The organism is Hymenobacter algoricola (assembly GCF_039539525.1).
Classification (GTDB): domain Bacteria; phylum Bacteroidota; class Bacteroidia; order Cytophagales; family Hymenobacteraceae; genus Hymenobacter; species Hymenobacter algoricola.
This window is the reverse complement of record NZ_BAABDH010000109.1, coordinates 67731-80893: the sequence shown is the minus strand read 5'-3', so window position 1 is coordinate 80893 and position 13163 is coordinate 67731. Positions and strand designations below refer to the sequence as shown.

At 60.1% G+C, this 13163-nt stretch carries 11 protein-coding genes; 4 read left to right on the top strand and 7 right to left on the bottom strand.

Annotated features, from left to right (window positions below; translation table 11 throughout):
- The first annotated feature begins 99 nt into the window (after nucleotides 1-99).
- The 4 genes from ABD842_RS18475 to ABD842_RS18460 all read left to right on the top strand — a co-directional run bounded on the left by ABD842_RS18475 (nucleotide 100) and on the right by ABD842_RS18460 (nucleotide 6195).
- On the top strand, nucleotides 100-1320 hold the full coding sequence (locus tag ABD842_RS18475; protein ID WP_345117173.1) for a tetratricopeptide repeat protein: 1221 nt from the start codon (nucleotides 100-102) through the stop codon (nucleotides 1318-1320).
- Nucleotides 1321-1341: 21 nt separating this feature from the next.
- A complete protein-coding gene (locus ABD842_RS18470) occupies nucleotides 1342-2676 on the top strand; it encodes a hypothetical protein (protein ID WP_345117171.1) in 1335 nt (444 codons plus the stop codon).
- 91 nt (nucleotides 2677-2767) lie between these two features.
- Complete coding sequence (locus tag ABD842_RS18465) at nucleotides 2768-4408, top strand: hypothetical protein (protein WP_345117169.1); 1641 nt, start codon at nucleotides 2768-2770, stop codon at nucleotides 4406-4408.
- 86 nt (nucleotides 4409-4494) lie between these two features.
- Nucleotides 4495-6195 carry a hypothetical protein gene (locus tag ABD842_RS18460; RefSeq protein ID WP_345117168.1) on the top strand — a complete coding sequence of 567 codons (1701 nt, stop codon included), beginning with the start codon at nucleotides 4495-4497 and terminating at the stop codon, nucleotides 6193-6195.
- An 82-nt stretch (nucleotides 6196-6277) separates the two neighbouring features.
- Here the strand turns inward: ABD842_RS18460 and ABD842_RS18455 are convergent, their stop codons facing one another.
- From ABD842_RS18455 to ABD842_RS18425, 7 genes are all read right to left on the bottom strand, one after another.
- Nucleotides 6278-6934 (bottom strand): acetyltransferase, encoded by a 657-nt coding sequence (locus tag ABD842_RS18455; RefSeq protein WP_345117166.1) that lies wholly within the window; start codon nucleotides 6932-6934, stop codon nucleotides 6278-6280.
- Nucleotides 6935-6944: 10 nt separating this feature from the next.
- Nucleotides 6945-7883: a glycosyltransferase family 2 protein gene (locus tag ABD842_RS18450; RefSeq protein WP_345117164.1), complete on the bottom strand. Its 939-nt coding sequence runs from the start codon at nucleotides 7881-7883 to the stop codon at nucleotides 6945-6947.
- Nucleotides 7883-8602, bottom strand: coding sequence for a WbqC family protein (locus ABD842_RS18445; protein ID WP_345117162.1), 720 nt, complete (start codon nucleotides 8600-8602; stop codon nucleotides 7883-7885). The genes ABD842_RS18450 and ABD842_RS18445 overlap by 1 nt, the downstream gene beginning before the upstream one ends.
- Before the next feature lie 130 nt (nucleotides 8603-8732).
- Nucleotides 8733-10172, bottom strand: coding sequence for a glycosyltransferase family 39 protein (locus tag ABD842_RS18440; protein WP_345117161.1), 1440 nt, complete (start codon nucleotides 10170-10172; stop codon nucleotides 8733-8735).
- Nucleotides 10173-10222: 50 nt separating this feature from the next.
- The gene (gene rffA, locus ABD842_RS18435; protein WP_345117159.1) at nucleotides 10223-11359 is read right to left on the bottom strand and encodes a dTDP-4-amino-4,6-dideoxygalactose transaminase; all 1137 of its coding nucleotides are present in this window, start codon (nucleotides 11357-11359) and stop codon (nucleotides 10223-10225) included.
- A gap of 102 nt (nucleotides 11360-11461) precedes the next feature.
- Nucleotides 11462-12181, bottom strand: a complete 720-nt coding sequence (locus ABD842_RS18430; RefSeq protein ID WP_345117157.1) for a GNAT family N-acetyltransferase — start codon at nucleotides 12179-12181, stop codon at nucleotides 11462-11464.
- Nucleotides 12178-13140, bottom strand: coding sequence for a glycosyltransferase family 2 protein (locus ABD842_RS18425; protein WP_345117155.1), 963 nt, complete (start codon nucleotides 13138-13140; stop codon nucleotides 12178-12180). The genes ABD842_RS18430 and ABD842_RS18425 overlap by 4 nt, the downstream gene beginning before the upstream one ends.
- Nucleotides 13141-13163: the final 23 nt, after the last annotated feature.

The window sequence follows — 13163 nt, the reverse complement described above, 5'->3', positions numbered from 1 at the left end:
ATACTTTAGCTTTCCCGTTGGGTGGCCTTTGCGCAGCTGCCGCTGCCAATCTAGCCGCAATCAGATGCTCATATGATCCGAAAACTCTGTTTTGTCCTGTTGCTTGCCCTTCTGCCCTTGTTGGGGTGGGCACAACAGCCCGATACGGCCCGCAAAACTGCTCCCGTCCGCAACATCGACCTCGAAAACGTGGATATTGCGCCTAACGCGGTAGATACCAAGGGCTGGCTGCTGCTGGACAAGGATATCCAGACCGAGCTGGATGGGGCCGTACAGAATTTGTACAACTTCAAGTATGACAAGGCGGAGCGGCAGTTCCGCTCCCTGCGCCGGCGCTACCCCACCCACCCCATGCCCTACTTTCTGCTGGGCCTGAGCACCTGGTGGAAGATTGCGCCGACCAACGTGCAGACGAAGATGTACGACAAGATCTTCTTCGCCTACATGGATACGGCCGTCACGTACGGGGAGCGGCTCTACGAAGCCGATAACAAGAACTACGAAGCCTGCTTTTTCCTCTCCGCCGCCTACGGCTTCGATGCCCGCCTGCACGCGGAGCGCCGCGACTGGCGCAAAGCTACCGTGAGCAGCAAGCGGGCCCTCGACTACCTGGATAAAAGCAAGGAGGCCAACGGCCTGAGCCCCGAGTTCCTCTTTGGGCAGGCTTTGTTCAACTACTACCAGGTCTGGATTGCCAACAACTACCCGCTGCTACGGCCGGTGATGCTGTTTTTCCCGAAGGGCAACAAGCAGCTGGGCCTGCAGCAGCTCAAGAACGTGGCCGACAACGGGTTCTATACCGGTATGGAAGCTAAGTTCTTCCTGATGCGGATTTTGAACAACGAGGAGAATAATCCTGCGGCCGCCATGCCCGTGGCCCGGTACATGGCTACCACGTACCCGGATAACGGCTATTTTCAGCGCTTCTACGCCCTGTTGTGCTTCAACGAAGGGCTGTTTCCGGAAGCTGAGCGCACCAGCCGCGACATTCTGGAAAAGCTCAACCGCGGCATGCCCGGCTACGAAGCTATCAGTGGCCGCTACGCCACGTATTTTATGGGCTGGCTGATGCAGTATAAGTACAAGGACTACGCGAAGGCCAAAGACTACTACCTGCGCAGCATTGTGTTTGCCGAAAGCACGGACGAAACCACCGGGGGCTTCTACGTGTACTCCTATTTCAATCTGGCCCGGATTGCCGACAAGGAGAAGGACGCCAAAAGCGCCGCCCGCTACTACACGGTGGTGCAGGAAACGGCCGACAAGAAATCAGAGTACTACCGGGAAGCCAAAGCGTATCTGAAGAAGAACAAGAAGTAGCAGGCCTCAGGCGCCGACTCCATGGAAATCAAGGACTTATTCCTGACCCCAATCTACCTGCTGCTGCTGTACGGTATTGCCTTTGCCATCCGGCCGCGGGTTACGAATGGCTTCACGCGCAAATTCTTCATTCCGGGTCTCAGCCTCAAATTTCTGGGGGCCATTGCCCTGGGTGTCGTCTACCAGTTTTACTACGGCTACGGCGACACGCTCAACTATTTCAACCACGTCAAGATCTTCGGGCGCGCCTTCGAGGAGTCGCCCACCATCTGGTGGCACCTGATGACCTCCGACGGGGTGTACGAGCCGCTGACCTACAAGTACGCCATTCAGATGCCCTGGTACCGGGCGGGCGGCGAGTTTGTGGTAGTGCGCCTGGGTGCCTTTTTTGGCTTGCTCTGCTTTCATACCTACACCGTGGTCGGGCTGTTTTTTGCCCTGCTCAGCTTCAGTGGCATCTGGGCCATGTACATGACGTTTGTGCGGATCCAGCCCCTGGTGTACAAAGAGCTGGGCATTGCCTGCTTCTACATTCCCTCGGTGTTCTTCTGGGGCTCCGGGCTGATGAAGGACTCCATCTGCATTGGCGCGCTGGGCTGGGTTTTCTACTCCTTTCACGCCGTGGGCGTGCGGCACCGCAGCATTATCCGGGGGCTGATTCTGGGGGCCTTCTTCAGCTACGCGCTGTATCACGTGAAGGCGTATATTCTGCTGTGTTTCCTGCCGCCGACGCTGGTCTGGCTTTTCAACGAGAACAGCAGCAAGATCCGCAACAAGACCCTGCGGCTGCTGGCCAAGCCCGTGCTGATTATTGTCGGCGCCGTCATCGGTTTTCTTGCCATCAGCAGCTTAACCGATCTGGACACGATTGGGGAGGAAAGCCAGAAAACCGCCAAGAACATCTACGCCGCCAGCGGCACTGAAGGGTCGGGCTACCAGCTCGCCGCGGCCGATGGCAGCCTGGGCAGCATTGCCAAGATTGCGCCCCAGGCTATTGTGGTGGCCTTGTTCCGGCCTTTTCCCTGGGAAGCCCGCAACGCTATTACCCTGCTTTCCTCGCTGGAGGCCATGATCTTTCTGTTCGTGACGGCCCGGATTATCTACCAGGCGGGGCCGCGCCGCGTGCTGGCCCTGATTTCCTCCACGCCCGTGCTGCTGCTGTGCTTCGTATTTTCGCTGGTATTTGCCATCGCCGTCGGCATGTCGTCGGGTAACTTTGGGACGCTGGTACGCTATAAGATTCCGTTGATGCCCTTCTACGCCGCCGGACTCTACATCATCCAGGCCAAAATCAAGCAAGCTGTTAAGCGGCGCCCGACCAGCCTTGCCACGCTACGCACTCCGGCCCGGGTGTAGGACTGGGCCGGCATTTTTCTTTCTAATCCTTTTCCGTTCCGTGGTAAAACAGCTTCTCCAGACTTCCTCCTTCCGAACGGTTGTTTTACCCTTGGTGCTCACGCTCTGCACCGGCCTGCTGCTGGGGTGCTACTTTGAGACCAACGATGACCTGGTCCTCATTTTCCTGCTGCGCGGCACGGGCATGCTGGCTCCAGCCAGCAACATGCACCTGTACTTCCACGGGCTGGCCCCCCTGCTAGCCAAGCTCTACAGCCTGCAGCCCACCGTGCCCTGGTACGGGCTGCTGCTGTACTCGCTGCTCACGGCCTCGGCCATTCTGGTGTTCAAAGCTCTCGACCCTTACCTGGCTCGCTTGTCCAACAGCCGCCGAATTGGGGTGCTGTGCTTCTTCTTTTTCCTCACGTACGCCGAGCACGTGATGCGGATGAACTTCACGCGTCCCCCCATCCTGCTGGCCGGCGCCACCGTGCTCTACACGTTGCACCTACTCCGACTGGACCGGTTGCGCCTGGGATGGGTGCTGCTCGGCACGGGCCTGCTGCTGCTGGGCTGGGCCGTGCGCTCCAACGGGGCCTTCGTGGGCCTGCTGGTAACGGCTCCGGCGGTATTTCTGGTGGGGCGGGCCCAACGCCGCCGCGCCGTGCTGGTGCTGGGCTGGTACGCTGCCGTGCTGGTGGGCGCCTCGCTGAGCTTAGGGGCGGCTGTCGACTCCTCGCAGAGCGCTTACGAGCACCTGCACGACATTCGGGCGAGGATCAACGACTACCAAATGTATACGTTCCACCCCACTCAGCCCCACGATGCGGTGGCATTCGAGTCGGTGCAGCCTTGGTGGGGAATCGGGGACACCACGCTGGTCAACCGCGCCTTTTATGCGCGGGCTACCCGCATCGATCTGAACTTCTGGGCCCGTAAGGTGGTGCCGCCCAAGGCCGCGTCGCTGCTGGGGCGCCTGGCCAGTGACTATTTCCTGTACCTCGTGCTCAACGCCCTGCTGATCTGGGCGTTGTTTCGGGCCTGCCCCGGTCCTGAGCGGCGACTTGCCTGGTGGTGGCTGTTGTATTCGGCCTTTATCGGGGGGCTATTGCTGGCGCTGGGCATTGGAATGCAACTTCCCCCGCGCGTGGCATCCCCGGCCCTGACGCTGTATACGCTGGTCAACTTCTGCTACATCTTTCCGCGTCTGACCCCGTCGGCCGTCTACAGCCTTCCCCGGTCCTTCCAGCTTGCCGGGCTCGGTCTGGCACTCCTGCTGACGCTGACCTACGCGGGCAAAACGGCCGCCCGCAGCTACCGCCACGGGCAGGAAAAGCGGGAGAATGAGCAGTACCTGGCCCAGCTCCGCGCCCAGGTGGGCCGGCAGCCCCTGGTGGTAGCTTCGCTCTACAACTCGTTCCGCTCCCTGTCGCCGCTGAAAAACTACGACCTCGGCGGGGGCCTGGTGTATATGCTCAACGGCTGGACGGCTAATGACCCCTCGCAGCGGGCCGTGCTGCGCGCGCTGGTCGGCGATGTGACCTACCACCAGGCCATGAATGCGCTGGCCCGCCGCGCTGATGTTGTGTGGGCTTTTCCGCGGGGTTTCAGCTCCTTTTTCACGCGTTACCTGAGTGCATTCAGCCAGCAGGCCCCCGCTTTCTGCCCGATTGCCCCGACCTTTCCGGATGCCGCCCAGGCTGACTTCCCCCAACTACACCGGGTGTGCCCGGCCGCCGCGGTAGCTCCTTAAGACGGGTCCTCTCTCCTCGGTTCACCCTATCTTGCCGCTGCCGGAAACTGGGCTTTCCGCTTCGCTCCGCCGCCAACTTACCCGCAATGACTTCTTGGTTCACCACTGCTTTCAGCCGCCGCTGCCTGCTACCTGCTTTCCTGTTGGCGGCGACCATCCTTTTTCTGGGGGCCTACTTCGAAACCAACGACGACATCTTCATCGTTTTTCTGCTGCGCGGCGTGGGCACGCTGCAGCCGGTAGACAACCTGCACCTGTATTTCCATGGCCTGTCGGCCCTGCTGGCGGCACTTTATCAGGCCCTTCCGGCCCTGCCCTGGTATGGGCTGCTGCTGTACTCACTGCTGCTGGTTTCGTTCTGCCTGCTGTTTAGCGTCCTCGATAAGGCAACTGCCGCCTGGTCGACGCGGACGCGGGTGCTGATACTGGTGCTGTTTTTTGTGGCTACCGGCCTGTCTAGCGTGCTACGCATGAACTTTACGCGCATCCCGATCCTGCTGAGCGGGGCTACGGTACTTTACAGCCTGCAACGCCTGCGTGCCCGCCCTGCGTTCGGCTGGTGGTGGGTAGCGGGCAGCTTTCTGATGCTGCTGGCCTGGTCCGTTCGGCCCAGCGGAGCTTTTTTGGGTATGGCAGCCGTGGTACCGGTCGTTTTCTGGATAGCTCCCTGGCGCTCGGGGCTGGTCACTCTGGCCTTATTCGGCAGCTTGCTGGTGGGCGCCTCCACCTGGCAGATGCTCCGCCGCACGACCAACGACAGCAGCTATCAGCAGATTGATATTCTGAAGGCCAATCACAAGGACTACAATCTCTACTCCATGCAGCCGCGCACGGCCAACGACTCCATGGCCCTGGAATCGTTGGACAACTGGTGGGGGCTTAGTGATACGACCCTGGTCAACAAAGGCTTTTTTGAGCGCACGGGGACGATGTCATTGGCTCACTCCGTGCACAATGTTCTGGTACCCAAAAGCATATCCCTATTTGGCCGATTGGCCGGCGACTATTTCTTCGTTGTCTTCCTGAACGCTTTGCTGCTGTGGGTCTTGGCCCGGCAGCAGCAAAGAGCTGCTCTGGTCTGGGCGGGCCTGTACCTGCTGTACATGGCCGGGCTGATGATTGGTTTGGGAATTGTGCTGCAACTGCCCGCCCGCGTGGCAACACCATTGCTTGGGCTATTCACCGCAGCGATGAGCGCATATGTGATACCCCAGCTCACCGTTTGGCCTTTCCGGAGCCGGATTGCCTGGCTGGGCACCGCGCTGCTGGGTGTTTGTTTGCTGGGGGCCGTAGTTCTGAAGAATGTTCTGCGGGCCCGCCGCCACTATGTTGAGCAGCAGAAGTGTGAACACTACATAGCCCAGATAGCGACGTACGTTGGCCGCCGGCCCCTGGTGATGGTGTCGCCGGATGTCAGGTCGCTTTCTCCTTTCCGCAACTACGATCTCCATGCGGGCCCCATGCTCCTGCTCAATGGCTGGACGGCCCACGATGCTTCGCAGCTGCAGGTGATGCATTCCCTGGGGGGCACCACTTCCTTCCGACAGGCGATGCAGGTCATGGCCAACCGGCGGGATGTCATCTGGCTGTTTCCGGATGGCTTTGGCTCTTTCTTCACCCGGTATCTGAACACGATTCAGGGTTCCGCCCCAACTTTTTGCCCGGTTGGTCCCCTGCTGACCCAAAGTACCGCTGATACTCCCCCGCAACGATTTTACCAGGCCTGCTCCGTGGTGGCTCCGGCGGGACTGGGCCCAGCTCCGACCGAGCGGCAAACGGGCAAGTAGCCCGGCAGATCAGCTCCTGCTCCGGCCGAAAGAAAACACCCGACTTACGGCCCCGATTTGCCGCGGCCCGGCTATTGCCTGCTCAGGAAGCTCTTAGCATTTTGGCCGGCGTGCCGACGTAGAGTCCCGGCTGCGTCAAATCCCGGACGACGGTAGTGCCGGCTCCCGTCCGGACGTCGGGGCCAATGCGGCTATTGTCAATAATGGTGGTGCCGATGCCCAGAAAGCACCGCGGCTCCACCAAGACGTGCCCTGCCAGCCGTACGGCGGGCGCCAGAAAAGAATGCCCCGCCAGCGTGGTATCGTGGGCCAGGATGCAGCCCGGGTAGAGGAAGGTATTGGGGCCGACCCGGACGTTCAGGTCCAGAATGCAGCCCGGTGACACAAAGCAGCCGGGAGCCACGGAGGCGCTGGCATCGACGTAGGCGGCCGGATGCACGAAGCAGGCAAACGGCACCTGGCCGGCGAGCTGCTCGAACAGCTGCTGGCGGGCCGCCAGATGATTGTAGCCGATGCCCATCAGCAAGGAATCGAAGTGCCCCTGCCGGAACGACTCCCGAACATCCGGTACGGTTCCGAGTACCGGTCCGTGGGGGGTGACTGTGCCAGCGGGCGCAAAGTCGTCGAAGAAGCCCACCGCCAGCCAGCCGGCACTCTGCTTCAGGTGCTGCGCTATCTGCTGGCCCAGGGCTCCCGAACCGATAATGGCAACCCGCTGGGGCTTGATGTGGCTATTCATACAACCTCCGTTAGCGGTGTTTTACCTCAGCTTCCACAAATACCGGGCGCCGGGTGGTTTTCAGGTTAATCCGGTGGATATACTCGCCCAGGATTCCCAGGCCCAGCAAAACCAGGCCGACCCCAAACCCGAGCAAGATTGCCAGGGTGGGAAAGCCGGAGCTGAGGTCGTCGAAGATAAGCTTACGCCCTAAAATGTACAGAGCGTAGCACGACGTGAGGAAGAAAATAACTACCGCCGTGATTGAAAACAGGCGTACGGGTAAGTCGGAAAAGGTGACGAAGATATTAATGGAGTGCTCGATCAACTTCCGCACGGTGTAGGAGCTCTCCCCCGCGGCCCGCTCCTGGTGCGACACCGTGACGCTGCCGACGTTATTGGTAATCCAGGTCAGGTAGCCATCCAGGAAGGTGTAGGAGTTGCTCATCGTCAGGCAATGCCGGGCAATGCCGGCCTTGATCAGCCGGAAGGCGGTGTAGTCCGGGTGCAGATCGGGAATACTGGCCCGCAGCAGCTGCTTGAGCGCCTGGGAAGTGATATTGCGAAACCCCGAATGCTGCAGCGCGGCATATTTGCCGTACACTACATCAAAATCGCCGGTAGCCTGCGCCGCAATGAGGTGGGCAATGTCGGCGGGGCTATGCTGCAGATCTTCGTCCATGGTGATGATAAACTCCCCCTGCGCGTGCGCAAACCCGCAGATCAGCGCGTTGTGCTGCCCAAAGTTGCGCGCCAGCTTCACAATCTTTACCACGTCGGCTCCCTGTTCCTGCTGCAGTTCCTGCATCACCTGCCAGGAGCGGTCAGGCCCGCAGTCATTGACCAGAATAATCTCGTAGCGCAACGCGGCGGCGGAGAAGAACTGCTGCAGCTGCTCTACCAGCGGCCGCAGCGTATCCTGCCCACGGTAGGTGGGGATGACTACGGAGTACTCGGGGGCCGGCTGCATCAGGCCTGCTTGGTTTGGGAGGCGAATGATTTCATATAGGCCGGGGCTTCCGGACCCGTATTGAAGAGCAGATCCAGAATGGTGACGCCGTGCTCGAAGGGTGCGGGCCCCAGCTGCTTGTACTCGGGGTAGTCGCTGTAGTCCATCCAGGTGAGTTTGAGCGAGGCCTCCTCGAACAAGGAAGGCAGCAAGTAATTCTGGGCCGCCGGCCCGGACAGGTATTCGCTGCCGCCAGCGTCCTGCACGAGCTGTACCAGGCGCTCCGTTTTGCCGGGACCTAAGACATAATCGGACGACCACGATATTTTCGTGGTGATGTTCAGCTGCCTGCACACAAACTGAATGAAAGCGTAATTAATCAGGCTCAGATGATCGGTGCCCAAAGTCATATATACCGCTTCTAGCTCATCTTTATACAACTTAAAAAACGGCGCCTTGGCATAGGTCTGAGAAATGGTGCGCCAGTGCTTCAGCGCCCAGTTGTTCATCGAAACCACGCTTTCGTTGATTTTCTGGTCGTGGGAGTCGTGACGAATCGGAATAATCAGCCAGGCAGTACCGGCAGGAGTTTTTATTTTATTGCGGTTGCGCCAGTCACTAATCGTGTACTGTACATCATCGTATAGGATAAATTCATCAACCATATTGACCATATCAAAAAAACCCTTCCAGGGAATGTAGTTTGATTGAAGAATGGCAACTTTCTTGGAAGTGAGCATTTGACCAAAATCTTAGTTGGCAGGGCAGGCCCCGGATAAATCGACTCTCGTGGCCGCCGGGTAGCTGGCCCGCGGCAGGGTACCGCTGGAAGTCATACGTTTAGTTGGACGACATAAACGGCCTGGCCGTTTAGTTGGCCGAAACTGTTCGAAACTGCGCTGCGAGCCGGTCAAACAGCCACATCAGCGGGGCGCCCGCCAAGCACAGCAGCGCCGCGTCGGCCTGGAGCAGATAGCGCATTTCGAGGTGCCGGATGCCAAAGCACAAAAACAGGTACATAAACGTGAAGAAGAATACTACCGGCCAGGTAGGGCGGCGACGGCGCAGCAACCAGGCCCCGGCCAGGCTCAGCAGAATAAGCAGACTCCGGTAACCAAACAGAATCGTGACCACCTTACTGCCGCCCCCAGCATCCTGCTTTAGCTGACTCTTGAAGACGGCCCGCTTCAGGTTGGCAAACGGTACGCGCGTCCAGTACGACAACGGATAGCGCTGCTTGTAGGAAGCATTGAGGGCCTCGAAGCCAGCCGCCAGTTCGGCATTGCAGTTGGTGGGCTGCTCGTAGCGCTGGTTGTAGCGCCAGGAGTGAAAGCCCGTGCCGCACTGCCGGGCCTGCCGGATCAGCTGTTGCGCCCGTGCGGCCTCGGCGGGTGTGGCAAATACCTCGGCTGGAAACTCGGGCAGCGGAGCCTTGCCGGCAATACCATCGAGGTAAGGGTCGGAATCACTACTCCAGCCATACACCCACTGCCGGGCCGAGTTGACGTCTTCCGCGTACCGGTCGTAGCCGGCGGTAGCCGTCTTGAGCAGCACCAGCCGGTGCTGGAAAACGTAGTTGCGGATAGGCCAGCTGATATACACCACCAGAAAGCCCAGCGCAGCCAGCGTGCCAAGGCGAACAAAAGGCAGGCTGATGCCCTTGGCCGAGAAAACCCAGAAGGCCACCGGCAGCAGCAGCACGCCCAGGTACTCGCGTACCATCAGGGCCACGGCTACCAGCAGGCCCGCAATCAGGGCATTGCGGCCGGTAGCCGGCCGCGTGGCCAGCCACCAGAACACCACGATGGTCAGGAACGTGGCCAGCGCCTCGGAGCCCGACATCGTCAGCCAGACGATAACAAACGGGTAGCCGGCATACAGCAGGCCGGAAACCCAGCCGGCCCGCACGTCTTGCGTCAGGGCCCGGGCAGTAGCGTACACCAGGTAGATGGCCACCGTATCGAGCAGGCATTGGGTAAAAGCCACGGCCTGAAACACGTACTTCTCGCCAAAAAGCAGATAGTGCCCACCCCAGAAAAACGGAAAGCCGGGCAGACGGCCAAAGGCCGCCTCAGGATTCAGCGGATTAAAGCTGTAGTGGCCGTGCTGCCACAGGTTCATAAAGCTTTGCGTAAACGAATACGTGTCGTTGTTGCTGAACGGGCTGTTGGCTTTGTAGTAGAAGGCAGCTCCCACCGCCATAAACAACAGCCGCAACGCCAGGCCGCCCAGCAGCAGCGTTGGCAACACGTACGGAGCCAGGCGATGCGTGGGGCGTGGCGGAGCCGCCATTTCGGTAGTAGTAAGCACGGTATTGACAGTCAGGCGGGCAGGAAAAGCAAAGGGAGAGCCTAAGCCGATTAGTGGGCGTAGAATTCCAGAATGGCTTTGATAACCCGATTTTGCTGCTCTTCGCTCAGCTCGTAGTACAGCGGCAGCCGGATCAGGCAGTCGGTGTAGTGGTCTGACCACGGCAGCGCCCGGCCGTCGTGCTTTTCGGCGTAGAACGGGCTGGTGTGCAGCGACAGGTAGTGGAATACCGGGTTGATAGCCTGGCCTTTGAGCTGCTCGATAAGCCGGGTCCGCTCGTCGAGGCTGCGGCACGCCACGTAGAACATGTGCCCGTTGTTGGTGGCATAGTCGGGCACCTGCGGCAGCTGCACGCCCAACTCGGCCAGCGGGGCCAAAGCGTCGTAATAGTGCTGCCAGAGCGCCTTCCGCTTGGCCTGAATGTCCTGCATGTTCTCCAGCTGGGCCCACAGAAAGGCGGCAATGATGTCCGATGGCAGGAACGATGAGCCCTGATCCACCCAGCCGTACTTGTCTACTTCCCCGCGGAAGAAGGAGGAACGGTTAGTGCCTTTTTCGCGGATGATTTCGGCCCGGCCGGCAAAGCGCGCGTCGTTGATGGCCAGCATGCCGCCTTCCCCGGAAATGATGTTCTTGGTTTCGTGGAAGGAGAAAGCCGCCAGATGCCCGATGGTCCCCAGCGCCCGGCCTTTGTAGAAGCTGTCGATGGCCTGGGCCGCATCTTCCACTACAAACAGCCCATGGCGCTCCGCAACAGCCATAATCGGGTCCATGTCGCAGGCAATGCCGGCGTAGTGCACGGGTACGATGGCCCGGGTGCGGGGCGTGATCAGGGCCTCAATCTGGGCCGGGTCCATGTTCGGATTCTCGGCGGTGCTGTCGGCAAACACGATGTGGGCCCCACGCAGCACGAAGGCGTTGGGCGTCGAGACGAACGTGTAGGCGGGCATAATCACCTCGTCGCCGGGCTGGATATCGAGCAGCAGGGCCGCCATTTCCAGCGCATCGGTGCAGGAGGTCGTGAGCAACACTTTCTGGAAGCCCAGCTGCTGCTCAAAAAACTGGTGGCAGCGCTTGGTAAACATACCGTCGCCGGAAATCTTGCCAGACAGAACCGCTTCCTCAATATAACGGGTTTCGTTGCCGGAGAGGTAGGGTTTGTTGAAAGGGATATTGGTGGAATGCATAGCTCAGGGTTAGAGCACAAAGGTACGTGGTGAGACACTAATTAAATGAACCCGGTTCCAGATTACCGCCCAGGTCCGGGCCGGCACTGGTCAGCCGCCGCCTTACTCCAGCCACACGTGGTAGATGTACTCCAGCTGGTTGATGGTGAAGCCGCACCGCTCGTAGAAACGACAGGCGCCCACGTTGGTGAGCTGGGTGACGACCTGCAGCGTATCGTAGCCCCAGGCCCGGGTGCGCTGGCGGGCGGCCTCTACAAGCTTGGCCCCAATGGTTTGCCCGCGCACCTGCTCATCCACGGCCAGCAGCCCGATGTCGACCCGCCCCTTTTTGATTCCCAGCGTTATCAGGCCGGCTTCCTCCGCGCCGGGCTCCGCCCGAAACACGAGAACTTCCCGGGCCAGCGTGCCTTGCACGGAGTTGGCAATCCAGAGGTCGTAAAGATGCTCGTAGACGTCGGGCGCAAAGTTGGGGTCGGTCTGGTAGCGCGACTGGTGCCCGGCCTGCCGGGCCAGCGACTCCAGCTTCGGCGTCAGTTCCGTGGTGGGCTCCACCCCGGCGGGTAAGTACGACGATGCAGCCGGAACGGCCATAGCAAACGTGACTTTCTGGTCGGCCAGGCGCGCGCCCAGGTACTGGGCCGTAGCTGCAGCCTGGGCATCGGTGGGGTCTGTGGACCAGTACAGCAGCCGGTAGCCGTGTGCCCGGGCCTCGCTCACCAGCGCCTGCACCGTGCCTTCGTCAGTAGCAGCGGGCTGTATCCGGGCAACGGGGTAGCCCAGAAAGTCACTATCCCAACTGAGTCGTTCTAAAGCCTGCTTCATACGGTGACCGGGGTGGTGTCGGGCCCAATAAGCTCGTCGACGACGTAGATAGGACGGTTTTTGACGCCTTCGAAGGTCTTGCCCAAGTATAGGCCAATGACGCCCATAATCAAGATAATGAGCCCCGAGAAAAACCAGATGGATACAATGAGGCTGGCATAGCCCAGCACCTGGATTTTGCCTTCAATGGCGCGGACCAGCATGTAGATGGCACCCAGAAACGCCGTAGCCGAAATCACCAGTCCCGCTTTAACCGTCAGGCGCAGGGGCTTGTCGGAATAGGCCAGGATAATGTCCAGCGCGAGGTTGACGAGGCGCTTGAAGTTGTAGCTGCTGGTGCCTTCGGCCCGCTCGGCGTGCTCCACGTTGAGGGTGTTCACCCGAAAGCCCACCCAGCGGGCCATGGTGGGGAAGTAGCGCGCACTCTCGCGCATCGCGCAGATGGCGTCAATAACCTTGCGGTGGTAAATGCCGAAATTGGCAATGGCGCTGTCCTGCCGCGAGCCGGTGAGGTAGCCCAGGGTACCGTAGAAGAGCTGCGAGAACAGGCGTTTAAAAAAGGTGTCCTGCCGCTGGAAGCGGCGGGCCAGCACCATGTCAGACCCTTCCTGCGCCTTGGCCAGCAAAGCGGGTATTTCCTCGGGGCGGTCCTGCAAGTCGCAGTCCATGACGACTACCCACTCTCCCCGGCTATGGTCGAGGCCGGCGGTGATGGCGCGGTGCTGCCCGAAGTTGCGGCTCAGACGCAGGCCTTTCACCCGGGAGTCGAGGCTCACCTGCTTCTGAATCCCGGCCCAGGAATTATCCGGGCTGCGGTCATCCACAAGAATAATTTCGAAGCTATCCGTAATCGGGGCCACGCTGGCCACAATGCGGGCGACTAACTCATCCAGCATGGTGTCGGCCCGGTACACGGGACTGACGATGGACATAAACGGGCGCTCAGCGGAGTTGGTCACAGTAGTAGCAAAAATCGCAGTAG